The organism is Mesorhizobium sophorae, from assembly GCF_002270415.1.
GTDB lineage: Bacteria > Pseudomonadota > Alphaproteobacteria > Rhizobiales > Rhizobiaceae > Mesorhizobium > Mesorhizobium sophorae.
On sequence record NZ_NNRI01000008.1, the window covers coordinates 239,827 to 258,690 of the forward strand.

The following is an 18,864-nucleotide window of genomic DNA, read 5'->3' on the forward strand; positions in this document are numbered from 1 at the left end:
TCAGGTCAGTTCGGGCGGTTCGCCGATTTCGGCGCGAAGCGGGACAGGATCTGGATGAGCGACATGCAGCCCCAGGTGATGGCGAAGGCGATGATGGCAAGGGCTGCCGGTTCATAGGCGCGGTTGGCGCCGATGTTCTGCAGGTACGGGCCAAAGGCCGGCCGATTGAGCAGGCTGGCCATGGTGAACTCGCCAATGACGATGGCAAAGGTGAGGAAGGCGCCCGACAGCACGGCAATCAGCACATTGGGCAGGATCACGCGGCCGATGATCGTGCCCCAGCCGGCGCCCAGGATCTGCGCTGCTTCGGTTAACGTGCGCACGTCGATGGTGCGCAGACCGGTATCGACGGCACGATACATGTAAGGCAGGGCCAGCGTCGCATAGCCGATCACCAGCAAGGCATTCGCACCCATGTTGCTTCCCAGGAACGGCAGCGGCGAGTTCGAGCCGTACATCCTGATGTAACCGAAAACGATGACGATGGCGGGGATGACCAGCGGCAGCAGGGTGATGAATTCGACAACCGGCCGCAGTTGCGGCAGGCGCAGCCGGATCCAGTACGCTGCCGGCACCACGATCAGCACACCGAGAATGATGGTGAAGACGGCCGCGACCACCGAATACAGGAAGGTCGACTGGAAGCGTGGATCGCCCAACACGATCTGATAGGCGTCGAAGGAATGCACGCCACGCCGCATGCGCAGAGAGAACTCGACCGTCGCCATCAGCGGAATGAAGAAATAGGCGGCGCCGACGACGAAGACGACCCAGGCCCAGAATTTTCCCGACTTCATTTGAGCCACCTTTCGGAGCGAGTCCGGAACCAGATGTAGAAGACGTTGGCAAGCCCGGTGATGACGATCATGCCGAAGGCGATGGCATAGCCGAGTTGCGGGTTGTGCAGCACGTCGCCGTTGATCTGCGAGTAGAGCTTGATGGGGACGATGTTGAGCGCCGGACCGGCAAACGCATAAGCGGTCGCGATTGCGCCAAAGGCGTTTGCGAACAACAGGATGACCGTGCCGAGGAAGCTTGGCCACAGAACCGGTATGACCACCATGCGCCAATATTGCCACTGCGTCGCCCCGAGCGTGGCAGCCGCCTCGCCCCATTCCTTCTTTATCCCGTCGATGGCCGGCACGATGATGACCACCATCAGCGGTATCTGGAAGAACAGATAAACCGCGATCAGGCCCGACGTGGTGAGGAAATTGAAGCCCATCGCATAGATGTTGATGTTGAGTACGTCACGCAGAAGCGTTGTGACGATGCCGACACGGCCGAGCGTTGCCAGGAACGCGAAGGCGAGCGGCAAGCCGGCGAAATTCGAGGCGACGCCCGAAAAAGTGAGGGTCGCGGAGCGCGTCCAGCTTGGAAGTCCGCCGCGCACGATTGCGATCGCTATTGCGAGCCCGGCAAAGGCCCCGATAATGGCCGACCAGAAACTGATCTTGATCGAAGCCCAGTAGGAACTGCTGATCGAAGGGTCACTGACCAATTGCAGGATGTTGTCGAGCGTAAGCTGGCCTTCACTGTTCTGGAACGCCCCGATCACGAGATAGATCGTGGGAAAGATCAGAAACATCAGGGCGAAGATGAAGAACGGCGCCACGCCGATCCATTGCGTCGGCAAGCGGAACGCAGTCGCCTGGTTCGGCGACGCTGGCTTGCTGGCTAGTGCCTGATTTGAAAGCGAGAGATCGGTCATGCGCCGGCTACCGTCTTCGAGGGAAGGCCGGGCGGCCTCGCGGCCGCCCGGTGGATTTCAAGTCTTACTTGACGTTGGCGCCGACAACGGCGTCCCAGTTCTTGCTGATGGCTTCCTTGGCCTTGCCCTGCTCGTCGAGCGTCGGGAACACGGCCGAAGCGTAGGACTCCGCCGGCGGCAGCTTGGCCAGCACGTCCGCCGGAACCTTGCCGTTCTTGGCGAGATCGTTGAAGCGGATCGGGTGGCAATAGCCCTTCAGCCAGCCGATCTGGCCTTCGTCGGAATAAAGGTATTCCATCCAGAGCTTGGCTGCGTTCGGATGCGGCGCAAAAGCGCTGATTGCCTGCACGTAGACGCCGGCGACGACGCCGGTCTTCGGCACGACGACGTCGACGGGCGGGTTGCCCTTCAGCGTGTCGCGGCCAGCAAGCGCGTTGTAGTCCCAGTTGATCAGGATCGGGGTCTGGCCCTGGGCCAGCGTTGCGGGCTTGCCAACGACCGGAACGAAATTGCCGGCGGCGTTGAGCTTCTTGAAGAAGTCGAGACCAGCAGTGCCGGCAGCTTCACCAGCGGCAGCACCCGTCGACAGACCGGAGGCATACACTGCCTGGATGGCCTGGTTCGAAGCGCGCGGATCACCGGCGACGGCGACCGCGTTGGCGAATTCCGGCTTCAGCAGGTCAGCCCAGTCAGCAGGCGATTCCTTGATCAGGTCCTTGTTCACCATGAACGACAGAACGCCGTAATAGTCGCCGTACCAGGCGCCATCGGCATCCTTGGCGCTGTCCGGGATCGAGTCCCAGGTCGACACCTTGTAAGGCATCAGCAGGCCATCGGCCTTGGCGGTCGGGCCGAAGGACAGGCCGACGTCGATGACGTCAGGCGCCTGCGGGCCCTTGTTGTCCTTGTTCGCCTTGATCGCCTCGACCTCGTCGCCGGAGCCGGCATCGGGGTTGAGCTCGTTGATGGTGATTTCCGGATACTTTGCCTTGAAGCCGGCGATGACGTCGCCGTAACCACACCAGTCATGCGGCAAGGCAATGGTGGTGAGCTGGCCTTCAGCCTTAGCGGCCTTGACGAGATCGTCCAGCGAAGCCGCGGACGAAATCACCGACGACGCCATAAGGGTCGCGGCCGTAAGGGAAAGCACTTTCCCCGTGAATTTGAACATGTGTTCTCTCCGTTGAACTGACGCCGTTGGACGCCTGCGATCCGGTATCGTTTTCATGTGACAGCCAGATGAAAGCTTTGTGAAACCGGCTGCTCGCAGCGCGAAAATTTAACTCTTTTTAACCGGCTGTAGCAATTAGCCATCACTTATTTTTCCGGCTAATTACTTTCCACCATGTGTTTCATCCTTTCCCCCTTGGTTTGCCCTGATTTTCCAGATCAATTTTCAGCAAGAAAGCCGTCTTACACCGTGCCGGCGATGGCGTTTTCGAGCAAGGTCAGGGCCGCCTTCTTGGTCAGCTTGACCGGGTTGCCCCCGGCGGTCGGATCGACCACCGCCATGTCGGCGATCAGCCCCTTGCGCTTCTTGTCCATGTCGAGCCCCTTGATCAGGCCCGGCAGCGCATGCGGCACCTTGAGTTCCTTGCGCAATTTGATGATCGCCCTGGCGAAGCCGTCGAAGCCGCCCTTGATGCCGCAATAGGCGGCAAGCCGGCCGATGCGCTCCTCGATGGAGTCCCGGTTGAAGGCCAGCACATAGGGCATGAACACCGCATTGGTCATGCCGTGATGGGTGTCGTACAGCGCGCCGACCGGATGCGACAGCGAGTGGATGGCGCCCAGCCCCTTCTGGAAGGCGGTGGCGCCCATCGCGGCGGCGCTCATCATATGGGCACGCGCGACGAGATCCTTGCCGTTGGCATAGGCCTTCGGCAAGTTCTCGAAGACCAGCCGGACACCTTCGACGGCGATGCCGTCGGCCATCGGATGGTAACCCGGCGCGCAATAGGCCTCGAGGCAGTGGGCAAGTGCATCCATGCCGGTGCCGGCGGTGATGAAGCCAGGCATGCCGACCGACAGTTCCGGATCGGCAATGACGATGGCCGGCAGCAATTTGGGATGGAAGATGACCTTCTTGGTGTGCGTCGCTTCATTAGTGATGACGCCGGCGCGGCCGACTTCCGATCCGGTGCCGGCCGTGGTCGGCACCGCGATGATCGGCGCGATCGCGTCGGAATTGGCACGCGTCCACCAGTCGTCGACATCCTCGAAGTCCCACACCGGACGCGTCTGGCCGGCCTGGAAGGCGATCAGCTTACCGAGATCGAGCGCCGAGCCGCCGCCGAAGGCGATGACGCCGTCATGTTTGCCTTTCTTGAACACCGCGATGCCGGCGGTGAGATTGGACTCCACCGGGTTCGGCCTCACCTCGGAAAAGACGCCGTAGGGGACCTTGGCATCGTCGAGGATTTTCAAGGTGGACGCAACGACCGGCAGTTTCGCCAGGCCCGGATCGGTGACGAACAGCGGCCGCTTGATGCCGGTGGCCGCCAGCACCTCAGGCAGTTCCTTGATGCGCCCGGCGCCGAAGCGGACGGTGGTGGGGTAGTTCCATTTGGAGATGAGTTTGGACATTTTTTATCTTTCGAAAATCAGATGGCTTCGCGCAGATGGAACGACTTCGGCCTGGTCAGATTGTCATAGCCGATGGCCGACAGGCCAGCACCCTTGCCGGTGTCCTTGACGCCAGTCCAGACCAGGGCCGGATCGAGGTAGTCGCAGCGATTCATGAATACCGTGCCGGTCTCGACGCGGTTGCCGATCGCCACGGCATGCTCTGTATCGCGGGTCCAGATCGAAGCGGTCAGCCCGTAAGGACTGTCGTTCATCAGCGCGATCGCCTCTTCATCGTTGCGCACCTTCATGATGCCGACGATCGGCCCAAAGCTCTCCTCGCGCATGACGCTCATCTGATGGTCTACTTGCGTCAGCACTTCCGGCGCCAGATAGGGCGAGCCGGCCTTGTCGGTGGCCACCTTCATGTTGATGTGCGCCACCGCGCCCTTGCGCAGCGCCTCGGCCTTCTGCTCGCGGATCAGGTCGGCGAAACGCGCCTGCGCCATCGGCCCCATCGTCGTTGCCTGGTCGAGCGGATTGCCGACGACATAGTTCTTGGTCTCGGCGATAAAGCCCTCGACGAACTCGTCATAGACCTTTTCGTGCACATAGACGCGCTCGATGCCGCAGCAGCACTGGCCGGAATTGTAGAAGGCGCCGTCGACCAGATTGGCGACCGCATGATCCATCTTGGCATCAGGCAACACATAGGCCGGATCCTTGCCGCCAAGCTCAAGGCCGAGCGTCATGAAGGTGCCCGCCGCCGCCTTTTCGATGGCGCGGCCACCGCCGACCGAACCGGTGAAGTTGACGTGGTCGATCTTGCCCGAACCGAGCAGCTTCTCGGTCTGCGCATGGTTGAGCACGACATTCTGGAACACACCCTTGGGCAGGCCAACTCTGTCGAAAGCCTGTTGAAAGCGCTCACCAACCAGCAGCGTCTGCGCCGCATGCTTGAGGATGACGGCGTTGCCGGCCATCAGCGCCGGCACGATGGTGTTGACCGCGGTGAGATAGGGATAGTTCCACGGCGCGATCACCATGACCACGCCAAGCGGGTCCTTTTTCACATAGCGACGGAAGCCGTCCTTCGGGTTGGAAGCCGGCACGGCCTTGAGCGCCGCCTCGGCGATCTCGACCATGTAGTTGGTGCGTTCCTTGACGCCACCGAACTCGCCGCCATAGCGCACCGGGCGCCCCATCTGCCAGGCGATTTCCGGCACGATCTCGTCGGTCATCGCGACCAGCGCTTCCAGCATCGCCAGCATGTACTTGCCGCGCTCGACGATCGGCGTCTCGGCCCATTTCTCTTGCGCCGCCTTGGCGCGCTCAACCGAGGCATTGATCGCCTGGTCCGTTGCCACGGGCCGCTCGGCGTAGATCGAGCCATCGATGGGGGATTTGAGTTTGACCGTCTCGGTCATTTTGTAAGTCCTCGCATTCTACAATAAAATCTTATGGCTTGGCGCTACCCCTCATCCGCCTGCCCGGCACCTTCGCCTCGTATGGTCACGGGGAGAAGGGAAGTGTTCCGGCGCGGGCATCCCCTGCCCGTGTTTCACGGGAGGGGTGCGGAGAGAGGCGGCGCCTACGTTCGCGAACCAGTTTAGTACCGCTCGAACCCTCTGTGCAGCTCCCAATCCGTAATCCGGCGGTCGTATTCGAACTGCTCCCACTTCGCGGTGTGGACATAGTGTTCGAGCACGTCCTCGCCGAGCGCCTGCTTGAGCATCTTCGACTTCGCCAGCGTCTCGGTGGCGTCGCGCAGCGTCTTCGGGATCTCCGGCAAACGCGACGCCTGATAGGCATCGCCGACGAACGGCTTCTGCAGTTCCAGCTTCTCATCGATGCCGGCAAGGCCGGCGGCGATCAGCGCCGCAAAGGCGAGATAGGGGTTGAGGTCGGCGCCGCCGATGCGGCATTCCATGCGGATGCCCTTGGTGCCCTCACCGCACAGGCGAAAGCCCGCTGTGCGGTTGTCCTCGCTCCACATGATCTTGGTCGGCGCAAAGGTGCCGGCCTGGAAGCGCTTGTAGGAGTTGATGTAGGGCGCCAGGAACCAGGTGAATTCCTTGGCGTATTTCAGCTGTCCCGCCGCCCATTGCTGGCCAAGCGTCGACAGCGTCCAGTCGGCCTTCTTGTCGAAGAACAGCGGCGTCTTGCCGTCGGCGCTCCACAGCGAATTGTGGATATGGCTGGAATTGCCGGCCAGCCCGTAATTGTACTTGGACATGAACGAAATCGCCTTGCCTTCGGACTCGGCAATCTCCTTGGCGCCGTTCTTCAGGATGACGTGGCGATCGGCCATGTCGAGCGCCTCGGCATAGCGCACATTGATCTCTTCCTGGCCCGGGCCCCACTCGCCCTTGGAATTCTCGATCGGGATGCCGGCTGCTTCCATCTCGTTGCGAAGCCGGCGCATGACGCCTTCTTCCTTGGTGGTGATGCCGATCTGGTAGTCACCGATATAGGGCGAGGCGGTATCGAGACCCTGCCAGTGTTTCTTGCGGGCGGAATCGTAGGTCTCGTTGAACAGGTAGAATTCGAGCTCGGAAGCAAAATAGCCGATATAGCCGCGCTCCGTCAGCCGCTTGACCTGCTTCTTCAGGATCGCGCGCGGCGAATGCGGCAGGTCGTCATGCGTGTGGTGGTCGAGGACATCGCAGATCACCAGCGCCGTCTTCTCCAGCCACGGAATGCACCGCAGCGTCGCCAGATCCGGCTTCATGACGAAATCGCCATAGCCCTTCGACCAGCTCGCCGCCTTGTAGCCGGGCACCGGCTCCATATCGATGTCTGCAGCCAGGAGATAGTTGCAGCCGTGCGTCTCGTCATGCGCGGAATCGACGAAGTACTGCGCCAGGAACCGTTTTCCTACGAGCCGGCCCTGCATGTCGACGATGCAGGCCAGCACCGTGTCGATCTCGCCGCTGGAGACCGCCTTCTTCAACTGATCGAACGAGAAATTTCCGGCCATTCTTGTGGCACTCCAGCGCTTGAGCTTTGAATGAGTTAAACAAAGCCATGGCCGGCACGATGCCGGCCATGGCCATGACGGTCGATGTCAGTGGCCGGTTTCGCCGACGGCCTGTTCCGCCGCCTTGATGGCTGCCTGGCGCGCCGCGATGATGTCGCCGAGCGGCGGCCCCTGGAAGCGGCGCTTCTCGAAGCCGAACCAGACGATCGCCGTCAGGATGAAGAAGCCGACGGTGATGTAGAGCGCCCAGTCGTTCGGCGGCTGGATGCCGATGATGAAGATCAGGATCATCGACACGATCGACAGGAAGCCGAACAGCATGAATACCCCGCGGCCCATGTTCCACGGACCCATCTTATCCCACTTCGGCGTTCCCCAAGCCAGCATGCCGAGCACGATCGGAACAATGAAGGACAGGAACAGGAAGATGACGGTGCAGGACACGACGATGGTGTAGGCCGAGGTGCCGGCAACCGAAACCAGCGTCGACCCCCAGACGAACAGCACCGACAGGATCGACGCCGTCCAGATCGCCGCCACCGGCGTGCGATAGGTCGGGCTGACCTTGGCGAGTGCCGATGAACCCGGCAAGCCGCCGTCACGCGAGAAGGCGAAGATCATGCGCGACGCCGAAGTGACTGTGGCGAGGCCGCACAAAAGCTGCGCCAGGAACACGACGAGGTAGACGAATTCCTTGACACCAGGGCTGACGCGCTGATCGAAGGCCCAGAAGAATACGTTCCAACCCTGCTTGGCGGCATCGTCCATGTTCGGGATCATCAGCACGAAGGCGGCGAGGAAAAGATAACCGAACAAAGCCGACCAGATGACCGACATGACCATGGCGCGCGGCACCGAGGAGGCTGCCTTGATGGTTTCCTCTGACGTATGTGCCGAAGCATCGTAGCCGGTGATCGTATAGATCGGCAGCAAGAGGCCAAGCGCGAACACCCAGGCATTCGACACCGCCGGCCAGACACCGCCGCCGGCGTCGCCGGAGTAGTTGTGGAAGGTGAAGAGACGGCTGAAATCCCAGGTTTCGGCGGAGATCAGGCAGACCACGGCGATCAGGATCGCGCCAAAGAAGATCAGATAGCCCGAAAAGTCGGTCAGCTTCGCTGTCAGCTTGATACCGAGATGGTTGATCAGCGCCTGGGCGCCGGTGATGATGACCAGGAAGATCATCTGGTTGGTCAGCGTGCCCTCGATGCCGAGTGCCGGTCCGAAGGCGCCGACGAAGAACGTCCAAGTGCCGACATTGATGGCGCCGAGCACGGTGATCAGGCCGAGCAGGTTGAGCCAGGCCGTGACCCAGCCGGTGCCGCGGTTGCCGAGGATCGAACCCCAGTGATAGAGGCCGCCGGCCGTCGGGTAGGCAGAGCTGATCTGCGACATGGCGACCGCGAACGTCAGCGAGACGAAGCAGCCGACCAGCCAGCCGATGCCGATGCCGATGCCGCCGGCGCCGGAGGTGCCTTGCGCCAGCGAATTGATGCCGCCCGACAGAATGCAGATGATGGAGAAGGAAACGGCGAAGTTTGAGAAGCGGCTGAGGCGCCGCTCCAGTTCCTGGGCGTAACCCATGCTGTGGAGGGCCTTTACGTCCTCCGCCTTGTCAACTTCAGTGTAACCCGGTGCTGCCATTGGAAGTCCCCTGTTGTTGGTTCTTAGCTGGCCGATTGAACTGACTTTCCGACTGAATGCGATCTGGTGTGTCCGGCCTCCTCTGGCTCCAGATCCGAAAAAATGCCCGTTAGCAGATCCGCCCATTTCCGCTGCCCGGTCTCGCCGGCGATTTCGTCGTTGCGGATTTCGATCATCGCGCACGGCAGGCCGCGCGAACGTGCGTGGCGCTCCAGCGTGAAATAGACGCGGTCGGCCGGCGAATAGGGCTCGTTGACGCCGACGGTGACGCCGGCAAGCCGCTTCAGCGCGCCAATCAAAGGCGACGCCAGCCGGCGGTCCTCGTCATGGATGATGCCGATATGCCAGGGCCGGTTGCGGCCCTTGTAGACCGGCGTGAAGGAATGCACGGAAACCAGGCGGGTTTCCTGCCCGCGCACCAGCCTGCCGTCGACAATCTCCTCGATGGCGGCATGAAACGGCTGCCACGACAGCGCTACACGGGCCGCGCGCTGCTTGTCCGACAGGCCGGCATTGCCGGGTATTGCCGTCGTCTCGCTGACAGGCGGCACCAGATCGGGCGCATCAAGCGGACGGTTGCAGTCGATGACGAGGCGCGAAATGCGGGTTTCGACCAGCGTCGCGTCGAGCGCCTCGGCCATGCGGCGGGCAACCGGCAACGCGCCTGGATCCCAGGCGATGTGGCGGGACAGATCCTCGGCGGCGAGCCCGAGCGTGCCGAATTCGGCTGGCAGGAAATTCGAGGCGTGATCGCAGGTCAGCACGAAAGGGCTTGATCCGCCGGGGTTGGTCACCCTCACGGTATCAGACGATGCAAGGCTGGCGGGCCGTGCTTGCTCCATAGTCTGCCGTCCCCGGGGAGCGCTGTATCGTATGTTACGTATTTTGTCTCATTGCGTCCCTATGGATGATTTCATACAGTTTACCCGGTTTTGTCAAATGCGATTTCGGAAAAGACAGTGGACAGGGCCAAGTCATTTTGCAGCCAGGTGGAATCACCTGGCGTCGCAAAAATGCGGCCAAGACAAACAGACGGAGCCGGATGGGTTTAGCCATTCCGCTCCGGGGCGGGGGGAAACATGATTTCCAGCATTGCCGAACTGATCGCCGACCGCGTCGGCACGATGCCGGCCAGTGAAAGGCGCGCAGCCCACACCCTGATCGCCAGCTATCCGATGATCGGCCTCAAGACGGTTGCTGAATTCTCGGCCGCGGCCGGCGTCTCGTCGCCGACGATCCTGCGCTTCGTTGCCCGGCTCGGCTTCCAGAATTACCCTGAATTCCAGTCGAGCCTGCAGGACGAACTGGCGGCGCAACTGCAATCGCCGGCGATAAGGACGCTCAACCCGCCCTCGCCCGGCGGCGGCACCGCGTCACCGATGCTGGAAGCGACGCTCGACAATATGCGCGAGACGTTCAGGCACCTGTCCGACAAGCAGCTTGCCGACATCGCCGCCCGCCTTGCCGACCGACGCGGCAAGACCTTCCTGATCGGCGGCCGCTTCACCGATCCGCTGGCGCGTTACATGGCCGCCCACCTCGCCATCATCCAGCCCGAGGTCTTTCACCTCGCCGGCCAGGAAAGCATGTGGCGCGACCGGCTGATCGACATGGGCAAGCGCGACGTGCTGGTGATTTTCGACATCAGGCGCTACCAGGACAGCCTCCTCCGCTTCGCCGAGAAAGCACACCAGCGCGGCGTTCAGATCGTGCTGTTCACCGACCAGTGGCTGTCGCCGATCGCCCGCTTTGCCCGCCACGTCATTGCCGGACGAACCGCGGTGCCGTCGGCATGGGACTCTTCGGCAGCCCTCTTCGTCGTCGCCGAAACACTAATCGGAGCCGTCACAAGGCAGCTGGAAGCAGAAGGCGCCAAGCGCATCCGCGAGATGGAAGGTCTGCGTTAGACCGTCAACGTTACACAGATTTAATGTGCGCAGACACTGGCGAGTTGTCATAAAGGCGCGATATCGGGGCGTCTTCTTGCCTTAGAATAGCCTCGCTGCGTCTGCTTCCTTTCGGGAAATCGCCAATGCATGTCGCTCAAAAGTGGCCCCGGTTTTGAGATAACGACATGCATAAACAAAAGACCTAAAGCGCGTCACATGAATCCGTTTCGACGCGACGCGCTTTAGACGGAAGGATCGTTTTGCCCAACCGGAGTGCCGATGGCCGCCTGGAAACAGATACTTTTCGCGCTTGTGGTGCTGGTCGTGGCGGCAGCCGCTTGGCTGCGCTTTTTTCCGGGCGCACCCGACGTGCTGGCACGCTGGGGGATAGACTGGGTTTATGCGGCAACGCCCCCGGCTGAAACCGGGGCCCCCAACGCCAAGCAGGCAAACGGCGGCAATGGCGGCAACCGGCGGGTGAACGTGGTCGCCCTGGCCGCCACTACGGCTGTTATCAACGACCGCCTGCAGGCGATCGGCACCGGCCGTGCCAATGCCTCGGTGACCGTCAATCCATACAGTTCCGGCCGCCTTGCCGAACTGCTGGTCGAATCTGGCAGCCACGTCGACAAGGGACAGATCATTGCCACCCTCGATTCCGAGACCGAGGTGATCGCGCAGGATCGTGCCAAGCTCGTCTTACAGGACTCGCAGAACAAGCTCGACCGGGTGAAGTCGCTGCGGGCTTCCAACGCAGCGACACCGGTCGCCGTCGCCGATGCCGAAGTGGTGCTGGCGGTCGCCAACCTGGTACTTCGCGATGCCGAACTTGCCCTGCAGCGCCGCTCCATCATCGCACCGATCGCCGGCACTGTCGGCATCCTGCCGATCGCCGCCGGCAATTATGTGACCAACCAGTCGGCGATCGCCACGCTCGACGACCGCTCCAGTATCCTTGTCGATTTCCTCGTGCCCGAACGTTTCGCCGCCGCCGTCAAGGTCGGCGCGCAATTGACGGCGACGCCAATCGCCAATCCCAGCAAAGCCTACACCGGCACGGTTTCGGCCATCGACAACCACGTCGACGAAAAGAGCCGCACCCTTCTGGTCAAGGCCAAGATTGCCAACCCGGCCGATTCGCTGCGCGCCGGCATGTCGTTCGGCATCATCATGAAGTTCGCCGGCGAGACCTATCCGGCCGTCAGCCCGCTGGCGATCCTCTGGGGCTCGGACGGCGCCTATGTCTGGCAGGTCGAGGACGGCAAGGCCAGGCGGGTCCCGGTGCGCATCATCCAGCGCAACAGCGAGACCGTGCTGATCGACGCGGAGATCGACAGCGGCGACATGGTGGTGACCGAAGGCACCCAGAGTGTCAGCGAGGGCGGCGCCGTGCGCCTGGCCGGCGAAGAGCAGCGCGCCGCGGACGCCGCTCAAGGCTCATGACCAGCCCCGTCAACGCTGCCAGCGACACCGTCTTTACCGCCCTGTTCATCCGCAGGCCGGTGATGGCCTTCGTGCTGAACACACTGATCGCAGTCGCCGGCCTGGCTGCCTTCTATGGCGTCGAGATCCGCGAACTGCCTGACGTCGACCGCGCGGTCGTCACGGTCTCGACCGCCTTCGAAGGCGCCGCGGCCGAAACCGTCGACCGTGAACTGACCGACACCATCGAGGGCGCTGTCGCCCGCGTCTCCGGCGTCAAGTCGATCTCGTCGTCTTCCTCCTTCGGTTCGAGCCGCGTCACCATCGAGTTCAACGACGGCGTCGACCTCAACGTCGCCGCCTCGGACGTGCGCGATGCCGTCGGTCGTGTCGCCAACCTGATGCCGGACACGGCCGATCCACCGCGCATCGTCAAGGCCGACGCCAATTCCGATCCGGTGATGCGACTGGCGGTGACTTCGGACGACATGTCGATCCAGGACATGACGGTGGTGGTCCAGGACCAGATCGAGGACGAACTGGCCGCCGTGCCCGGCGTTGCCGACGTCCAGATCTATGGCTATCGCGACAAGATCTTCCGCATCGACGTCGACCAGAACAAGCTCGCCAGCCTCGGCTTCACCGTCGCCGACCTCAGGGCAGCACTTGCCTCCGTCGCCTTCGATTCACCGGCCGGTTCGATCACCACGACAGACCAGGATCTGATCGTCCGCACGACGGCGGACGTGACCACGCCCGAGGAATTCGAAAACATCATCATCGGCGGCACGACGCGCATCCGCGACGTCGCCACCGTCACGCTCGGCCCCGATGTCGGCCAGACGACGCTGCGTTCGGACGGCAAGACCGGCATCGGCATCGGCATCATCCGCCAGGCGGAATCGAACACGCTGGACATCTCGACCGGCGTTCAGGCCGCCGTCGCCAAGTTGCAGGAGAACCTGCCCAAGGGCATGTCGATCAAGATCACCAGCGACGACGCGGTTTTCGTCAACGGCGCGGTGCACGAGGTAGAGATCGCACTCGGCCTGTCCGTGACCATGGTGCTGATCGTCATCTATGTGTTTCTGCTTGACTGGCGCGCAACGCTGATCCCGGGACTGTCGATGCCGGTCGCCATGATCGGCACCATCGCCGCCATCTATCTGGCCGGCTTCTCGGTCAACATCCTGACCCTGCTCGCTTTGGTGCTGGCGACGGGACTGGTCGTCGACGACGCGATCGTCGTGCTCGAAAACATCGTGCGACGACGCAATGAAGGCATGGGCCCGCGCGCCGCAGCCGTGCTTGGCGCTCAGGAAGTGTTCTTCGCCGTCATTGCTACGACGCTGACGCTTGTCGCCGTCTTCGTGCCGATCTCGTTCCTGCCGGGCCAGACCGGCGGCCTGTTCCGCGAATTCGGCTTCGTGCTCGCCATGTCGGTGCTTTTGTCCTGCGTGGTGGCGCTGACGCTGTGCCCGATGCTCGCCTCGCGCATGCTATCGAGCGCCTCGCTCCACCATGAAGGCGGCCACGGCATCGGCGCCCGCATCGGCGGCGCGCTGAATTCAGCCTACAAGCGCGCCCTGCACGCTTGCCTCGACGCGCCATGGATCGTGCTTCTGGTCGCGGTGCTGTTTGCCGGCACCGCCTTCGCGCTGTTCGGCACTATCCGCCAGGAACTGACGCCGACCGAGGACCGCGCCGCCGTGCTGTTGCGCATCAGCGCCCCGCAAGGTGTCAGCCTCGACTACACGACGCAGCAGATGCAGAAGATCGAGAGGCTGATCCAGCCGATGCGCGAGTCCGGCGAGATCCGCAGCACGTTCGAGAACGCCGGCCAGAACGGCTCCTACAACTCAGGCTTCATGGTGATGACGCTGGCGCCATGGAACGAGCGCAGCCGCAGCCAGCAAGAGATCATGGCCGAGATCAGCCAGCTGACAAGGCAGGTGCCGAGCGTGCGCATTTTCCCGGTGCAGCCCAACAGCCTCGGCATTCGCGGTGCCGGCAACGGCCTGCAGTTCGCGCTGGTCGGTAATAACCGCAAGGCGCTCGGCGACGCGGCGGTCAAGATCATCGCCGAGATGCAGAAGGACCCACGCTTCCAGACACCGCGCCTGTCGATCGATCCGACGCAGCCGCAACTGGCCGTGGCCATCGACCGCGAGCGCGCCTCCGACCTCGGCATCGACATCACCGGGATGGCCAACACCTTGCAGGCCATGCTCGACGGCAACGACGTCGTCGACGTCTACATCGCCGATCGCAGCTACGGCGTGAAGCTGGTCTCGACCACCAACCCGATCAACGACCCGACCGACCTGGAGAACATCTTCCTGAAGACATCAGACGGCCGCTTCGTGCCGATGTCGACCATTGCCACGCTGACCGAGCGTGCGGTGCCGCCGTCACTATTGCGCGAGCAGCAGCAGCCGTCGGTGGCCATCACCTCCAACCTCAACGGCGACTTCGCGCTCGGCGATGCGCTGACCCGCGCCGAGGAAATCGCCACACCGTTGCTACCGGCGGGCAGCCGCATCCTGCCGCTGGCCGAGGCGGCAACGCTGGGCGAGACCAACAGCGGCATGGTGACCATCTTCGGCTTCGCGCTCGTCATCATCCTGCTGGTGCTGGCCGCCCAGTTCGAAAGCTTCGTCAGCGCCGTCATCATCATGGCGACGGTGCCGCTCGGGCTAGCTTGTGCCATCTTCGCGCTGCTGCTCTCGGGCACCAGCCTCAACGCCTACAGCCAGATTGGCCTGGTGCTGCTGGTCGGCGTCATGGCCAAGAACGGCATCCTGATCGTCGAATTCGCCAACCAGCTGCGCGATCGCGGGCTTGGCGTGCGCGAAGCGATCGAGCAGGCCTCGATCATCCGCGTGCGGCCGGTGATGATGACGATGATCTGCACCGTGCTCGGTGGCCTGCCGCTGGTGCTGGCGAGCGGCGCCGGTGCCGAGGCGCGCGTGGCGCTCGGCTGGGTCATCGTCGGCGGACTGGGCCTTGCCACCGTCTCGACGCTGTTCCTGACGCCGGTCGCCTATCTCTTGCTGGGTCGCTTCGTCACGCCGAAGACCCATGAGGAAGCGCGGCTGAAGCGCGAGCTCGAGGAAGCCGCCTATAGCAAGGTTGAGCCGGCCGAATAGAGAAGTCCAAGAAAGTGTGTCGCGGTTTTCCGCCCGTGAATAGGCAGTGCCTATCTCAAGAACCGGCCTTCGATCGACCAGCGCGCGGCGAGGAAATTCAGCACCGCCGCCACCACGACGCCGCCGATCTTTGCCGGCCAAACTCCGACGGTAGCGGCAAACAGCGCGATCGAAAGGCTGGAGACACCGAGCGAAATCAGCGCCCCGAGCGAGGCGAAACGAAGGAAGGCGTCACGCAGCCGGATGGCTTGATTGCGCTCGAACGCCCAGAAGCCGTTCGCCACGAACGAAAAGCTGACGGCGATGAACCAGGCAACGATGTTGGCGGGCACCGGCGGCATCTGCAGCTTGAGCAGCAGGTAGAAGCTGGCAAGGTCGATGGCCGTGTTGGCAAGTCCGACGATGGCAAAGCGGACGATCTTATTGCCGGTCGAACGCCGGGGCTGGTCGGCGCCGCTCATCCCTTGCCGTCCATGATTGCGACACCGGCGCGGGCCAGGCTGGCGCCGAAATCGTCCGATGCCAGGACCGCGAATTCGACCTCGCGCACGCTTTGCATCGGGTCACGCGCGCGCAACGTCTCGTCGACATGGCCGGGGTGGCACATGAACAGCCCCCGTTCCGGCAATGCCTCGACGGCGGCCTGCAGCACGGATGCGAACTTTTCGGGCCGCCGCCAGTCATAGATGCCGGCGAGCGGTTCGAAGACGGTGAAGCCGGCATGCAGCATGGACCGGTTGAACCCGGCGGCGAGCGCTGCGATCGCGGCGACTTTCGGCGCCGTGCCGGCCAGTGCCGGCGCGCCGCGCAGCGCCGGCCTGTCGGCTTCGTCGTGCAGACGCGCGCGCAGCCATGTGCGCACGACGGGAAGAAAATGCACATGCTGATGCCCGTCGACGAAATCGGGGCGGCGCCCGAGTGCTTCGACGAAGCGGCTGTACTGGGCGTCGAGTTCGGCATGGACATCGAGGTCGTCGATGCGGCCGCGCAGAACAGGCAACGCCAGCGAGCGGAGTGGTGGCAGCCGGCCTTCCGGCGCCAGGCTCGACCGGCCGGTGACGGCAGGCTGGTCGGTCAAGGTAAGATGCAGCCCGACCGCGACACGGCCACACAGGGGCTTTATGCGCTCAGCCTCCTGCGCCCATTGCGCAAAGCCGGTCATGCAGCTGGTACCGGTCAGGCGCCCACGATCGAGCAGGTCGAGGATCGCGGCGGAAACGCCTGGCGCCAGGCCGTAGTCGTCGGCGATCAGGCGGATGCGCCGCTTCATGCCTCGCGAGCGCCCGGTGCCAACCTGTCGGGAGCGACGTCGCTGCGTACGACATCGCGCACGATATAGACCGGCCGATCCTTGCTTTCGCTGAGCGTGACCCAGACATATTCGCCAATCAGCCCGAGAAGGGTCAGGTTGAGGCCGCCGAGCAGGACGACGGCGACCAGCAGGCTGGGATAGCCGGGAACGGCAATGCCGTAGAAGATCACCTCGAAGAACACCTTGGCGCCGTAGACCGCGCCGGCAAATGCGGCAAGCAGCCCGCTGAGGCTGATCAAGCGCAGCGGAATGACGGAAAAGGAGGTGAAACCTTCCAACGAGAAGGCGATCAGGTTGAGCCGGCTCCATTTCGACGTGCCGCTGGCGCGGTTCTCCGGCGAATAGGGCAACGCCTTCTGGCGGAAGCCGGCCCAGGCAAACAGGCCCTTGTTGAAGCGTCGTTTGTCACGCAGGCTGGTCAGCGCACGCGCCACGGCACCGCGCATGACGCGAAAGTCGCCGGCATTTTCGGGAATGTCGAAACGCTGGCTGCTGTTGATCAGGCTGTAGAAAAGCCGCGCCAGCTGACTGCGTCGCCAACTGGCCTCACGCCTGTCGTTCTGCGCGTAGACGACATCGATGTCGGGATGCTCCACCAACTCGGCGATCAGCTTCAGGCTGATGTCCATCGAATGCTGGAGGTCGGCGTCCATGATCAGCACCATGTCGCCGCGCGACTGGTCGAGGCCGGCGAGCACGGCGACTTCCTTGCCGAAATTGCGGCTGAGGCGGACGATCTCCCATGACCCCGTCAGCACCTGCGAAAACCGTTTGGCGCCATCGTCGCGGCTGCCGTCGTCGACCAGGATCTTGTGCACGTCCATGCCGAAGCGCTCTGCCACCGCTGCCTCCAGCGCGGCAAGCAACTCGGCGAAGGCCAATGCCGACGGCGCCTCGTTGAGGAACGGCGCGACGATATCGAGTACCGGCCGCGACTCAGCCATTTGCGACCCCCGCATTCACCACCTTTTCTCCCGCCTTGGCCCAGAACCACCAGATCAGGGAACAGGCGATGAAAGCAATCGCGATCGGCCGGAACCAGGGGTAAAGGAAAGCATGCACATGTTGCTCGACGCCGCTCAGCCCGGTCGCGAACAGCGCCGTTGACAGCACCGAGGCGAAGACGCCGCCTCGTTCCTCGCGCCACAACAGGGCGACGGCGAGCCCGGCGGGCACGGCGATCATCGCATAGGTGTTGGGCTCGACGCGCGGATTGAAGACACACATGTAGAAAGTGGCTGTCAGGAAGATCGCCAGCCCGGCCGTCCCCCGCTCGAGCTTGCGATCGAACCAGAGCACGGTCGAGAGCGTCAACAGGCCGACCACGAAGCGCACCGCCGTGGCGCCGGATTCCGCGATGGGCATCCCCGCCGCAGCAAAAGGCGCGGTGAAATCGGAGGCAACAAAGCGGCTGGTCTTGTCGACCGCCATCGAGGTCAGCATGCGGGCGAAATCAAGATACTGGCCGTTCAGATAACTGGCTGGCGCGAAAGCATAAGGTATGGCGAGCACGAACAGCACCGCCAGCACCAGCACCGGGATCAGCCGGGGGCGCAGCCCTCCTGCCAATAGCAGCATGATGATAGCGGTCGGCTTGGCGATGACGGCCAGCGAAGCCCAGAAGAAGGTCTCGGCGCGCCGACCTTCAAGCGCCGAAAGCGTAAGGAGCCAGCAGGCGCCGGTCAGCAGTATTGTCGATTGTCCGTTGCGGATCGCGCCAAGCGCCAGCGGCAGAGCGAGGAAGAGACCGAATGAAAGCAGCCAGGTCAGTTGCTGACCGCCGAGCTTGCGAACCTGCCGCATTGCGGCAAAGGTCAGCACCGCGAAGCCGAGGACATGCCACACCAGGCCGCCCAGATGCGCGCCCAGCTTCAACAGCGGAACATAGAGCGCGGCAAAAGCCGGCGCGTAGAGATACCCCATCTGGGAGCCAAGATTGTAGAGCGGCCGGCCGGCCAGAAATTCCTCGCTGCCAAATTTGTAGGCCCCCAGCACCGAATGCGTGTCCGGCGACCACAGGACCATGACAAGAACGATCAGGAACGCTCCGATCCACATGCTAAGTCCCAAACGGTCGAAAACCGGCTTGGCAATCGTCATCAAGTCACTCCACACCACCCCGGAACAGGCCCTTGCCGGCGCTGTCAGGCATTCGATGGCGGCGGCATATCACGGACAAAGCGGCGCGGCAT

The 18,864-nt window shown here is 63.0% G+C and carries 15 protein-coding genes; 3 read left to right on the plus strand and 12 right to left on the minus strand.

Annotated elements, in window-relative coordinates; genetic code table 11:
• Window positions 1-5 precede the first annotated feature (5 nt).
• The 8 genes from CGZ66_RS13310 to CGZ66_RS13345 all read right to left on the minus strand — a co-directional run bounded on the left by CGZ66_RS13310 (window position 6) and on the right by CGZ66_RS13345 (window position 9,742).
• Window positions 6-797 carry an ABC transporter permease gene (locus CGZ66_RS13310; protein ID WP_095084603.1) on the minus strand — a complete coding sequence of 264 codons (792 nt, stop codon included), beginning with the start codon at window positions 795-797 and terminating at the stop codon, window positions 6-8.
• Window positions 794-1,588, minus strand: a complete 795-nt coding sequence (locus tag CGZ66_RS13315; protein ID WP_245331104.1) for an ABC transporter permease — start codon at window positions 1,586-1,588, stop codon at window positions 794-796. Before CGZ66_RS13315 ends, CGZ66_RS13310 begins: the two co-directional genes overlap by 4 nt.
• Before the next feature lie 187 nt (window positions 1,589-1,775).
• Window positions 1,776-2,882 (minus strand): ABC transporter substrate-binding protein, encoded by a 1,107-nt coding sequence (locus CGZ66_RS13320; protein WP_095084605.1) that lies wholly within the window; start codon window positions 2,880-2,882, stop codon window positions 1,776-1,778.
• Window positions 2,883-3,124: 242 nt separating this feature from the next.
• A complete protein-coding gene (locus tag CGZ66_RS13325; RefSeq protein ID WP_095084606.1) occupies window positions 3,125-4,297 on the minus strand; it encodes an iron-containing alcohol dehydrogenase in 1,173 nt (390 codons plus the stop codon).
• A 17-nt stretch (window positions 4,298-4,314) separates the two neighbouring features.
• A complete protein-coding gene (locus CGZ66_RS13330; RefSeq protein ID WP_095084607.1) occupies window positions 4,315-5,703 on the minus strand; it encodes an aldehyde dehydrogenase family protein in 1,389 nt (462 codons plus the stop codon).
• A 182-nt stretch (window positions 5,704-5,885) separates the two neighbouring features.
• Window positions 5,886-7,256, minus strand: coding sequence for a glutamine synthetase family protein (locus CGZ66_RS13335; protein WP_095084608.1), 1,371 nt, complete (start codon window positions 7,254-7,256; stop codon window positions 5,886-5,888).
• Window positions 7,257-7,343: 87 nt separating this feature from the next.
• The gene (locus CGZ66_RS13340; protein ID WP_095084609.1) at window positions 7,344-8,900 is read right to left on the minus strand and encodes an amino acid permease; all 1,557 of its coding nucleotides are present in this window, start codon (window positions 8,898-8,900) and stop codon (window positions 7,344-7,346) included.
• A 23-nt stretch (window positions 8,901-8,923) separates the two neighbouring features.
• Entirely contained in the window at window positions 8,924-9,742 is an 819-nt protein-coding gene (locus tag CGZ66_RS13345) for an N-formylglutamate amidohydrolase (protein ID WP_095084610.1), read from the minus strand.
• Window positions 9,743-9,979: 237 nt separating this feature from the next.
• On the opposite strand from CGZ66_RS13345, the gene CGZ66_RS13350 reads away from it, so the two are divergent.
• The 3 genes from CGZ66_RS13350 to CGZ66_RS13360 all read left to right on the plus strand — a co-directional run bounded on the left by CGZ66_RS13350 (window position 9,980) and on the right by CGZ66_RS13360 (window position 15,360).
• Window positions 9,980-10,807: a MurR/RpiR family transcriptional regulator gene (locus CGZ66_RS13350; protein WP_095084611.1), complete on the plus strand. Its 828-nt coding sequence runs from the start codon at window positions 9,980-9,982 to the stop codon at window positions 10,805-10,807.
• A gap of 261 nt (window positions 10,808-11,068) precedes the next feature.
• Window positions 11,069-12,232, plus strand: a complete 1,164-nt coding sequence (locus CGZ66_RS13355) for an efflux RND transporter periplasmic adaptor subunit (RefSeq protein ID WP_095084612.1) — start codon at window positions 11,069-11,071, stop codon at window positions 12,230-12,232.
• Window positions 12,229-15,360 carry an efflux RND transporter permease subunit gene (locus CGZ66_RS13360; RefSeq protein WP_095084613.1) on the plus strand — a complete coding sequence of 1,044 codons (3,132 nt, stop codon included), beginning with the start codon at window positions 12,229-12,231 and terminating at the stop codon, window positions 15,358-15,360. The genes CGZ66_RS13355 and CGZ66_RS13360 overlap by 4 nt, the downstream gene beginning before the upstream one ends.
• A 50-nt stretch (window positions 15,361-15,410) precedes the next feature.
• On the opposite strand, the gene CGZ66_RS13365 is transcribed toward CGZ66_RS13360, so the two are convergent.
• Genes CGZ66_RS13365 through CGZ66_RS13380 form a run of 4 tightly spaced genes read right to left on the minus strand, consistent with a single transcriptional unit; the run spans window position 15,411 to window position 18,772 of the window.
• A complete protein-coding gene (locus tag CGZ66_RS13365; protein ID WP_095084614.1) occupies window positions 15,411-15,821 on the minus strand; it encodes a GtrA family protein in 411 nt (136 codons plus the stop codon).
• Complete coding sequence (locus CGZ66_RS13370; RefSeq protein ID WP_095084615.1) at window positions 15,818-16,630, minus strand: ChbG/HpnK family deacetylase; 813 nt, start codon at window positions 16,628-16,630, stop codon at window positions 15,818-15,820. The genes CGZ66_RS13365 and CGZ66_RS13370 overlap by 4 nt, the downstream gene beginning before the upstream one ends.
• Window positions 16,627-17,616, minus strand: coding sequence for a glycosyltransferase family 2 protein (locus CGZ66_RS13375; RefSeq protein ID WP_095084616.1), 990 nt, complete (start codon window positions 17,614-17,616; stop codon window positions 16,627-16,629). The genes CGZ66_RS13370 and CGZ66_RS13375 overlap by 4 nt, the downstream gene beginning before the upstream one ends.
• Window positions 17,609-18,772: a glycosyltransferase 87 family protein gene (locus CGZ66_RS13380; RefSeq protein WP_095084617.1), complete on the minus strand. Its 1,164-nt coding sequence runs from the start codon at window positions 18,770-18,772 to the stop codon at window positions 17,609-17,611. Before CGZ66_RS13380 ends, CGZ66_RS13375 begins: the two co-directional genes overlap by 8 nt.
• Window positions 18,773-18,864 lie beyond the last annotated feature (92 nt).

What these genes read in the sequence shown, in the direction of transcription:
- CGZ66_RS13310 (WP_095084603.1), bottom strand. Translation starts at nt 797, where the DNA reads ATGAAGTCGGGAAAATTCTGGGCCTGGGTCGTCTTCGTCGTCGGCGCC.
- CGZ66_RS13315 (WP_245331104.1), bottom strand. Translation starts at nt 1,588, where the DNA reads ATGTTTCTGATCTTTCCCACGATCTATCTCGTGATCGGGGCGTTCCAG.
- CGZ66_RS13320 (WP_095084605.1), bottom strand. Translation starts at nt 2,882, where the DNA reads ATGTTCAAATTCACGGGGAAAGTGCTTTCCCTTACGGCCGCGACCCTT.
- CGZ66_RS13325 (WP_095084606.1), bottom strand. Translation starts at nt 4,297, where the DNA reads ATGTCCAAACTCATCTCCAAATGGAACTACCCCACCACCGTCCGCTTC.
- CGZ66_RS13330 (WP_095084607.1), bottom strand. Translation starts at nt 5,703, where the DNA reads ATGACCGAGACGGTCAAACTCAAATCCCCCATCGATGGCTCGATCTAC.
- CGZ66_RS13335 (WP_095084608.1), bottom strand. Translation starts at nt 7,256, where the DNA reads ATGGCCGGAAATTTCTCGTTCGATCAGTTGAAGAAGGCGGTCTCCAGC.
- CGZ66_RS13340 (WP_095084609.1), bottom strand. Translation starts at nt 8,900, where the DNA reads ATGGCAGCACCGGGTTACACTGAAGTTGACAAGGCGGAGGACGTAAAG.
- CGZ66_RS13345 (WP_095084610.1), bottom strand. Translation starts at nt 9,742, where the DNA reads ATGGAGCAAGCACGGCCCGCCAGCCTTGCATCGTCTGATACCGTGAGG.
- CGZ66_RS13350 (WP_095084611.1), top strand. Translation starts at nt 9,980, where the DNA reads ATGATTTCCAGCATTGCCGAACTGATCGCCGACCGCGTCGGCACGATG.
- CGZ66_RS13355 (WP_095084612.1), top strand. Translation starts at nt 11,069, where the DNA reads ATGGCCGCCTGGAAACAGATACTTTTCGCGCTTGTGGTGCTGGTCGTG.
- CGZ66_RS13360 (WP_095084613.1), top strand. Translation starts at nt 12,229, where the DNA reads ATGACCAGCCCCGTCAACGCTGCCAGCGACACCGTCTTTACCGCCCTG.
- CGZ66_RS13365 (WP_095084614.1), bottom strand. Translation starts at nt 15,821, where the DNA reads ATGAGCGGCGCCGACCAGCCCCGGCGTTCGACCGGCAATAAGATCGTC.
- CGZ66_RS13370 (WP_095084615.1), bottom strand. Translation starts at nt 16,630, where the DNA reads ATGAAGCGGCGCATCCGCCTGATCGCCGACGACTACGGCCTGGCGCCA.
- CGZ66_RS13375 (WP_095084616.1), bottom strand. Translation starts at nt 17,616, where the DNA reads ATGGCTGAGTCGCGGCCGGTACTCGATATCGTCGCGCCGTTCCTCAAC.
- CGZ66_RS13380 (WP_095084617.1), bottom strand. Translation starts at nt 18,772, where the DNA reads ATGACGATTGCCAAGCCGGTTTTCGACCGTTTGGGACTTAGCATGTGG.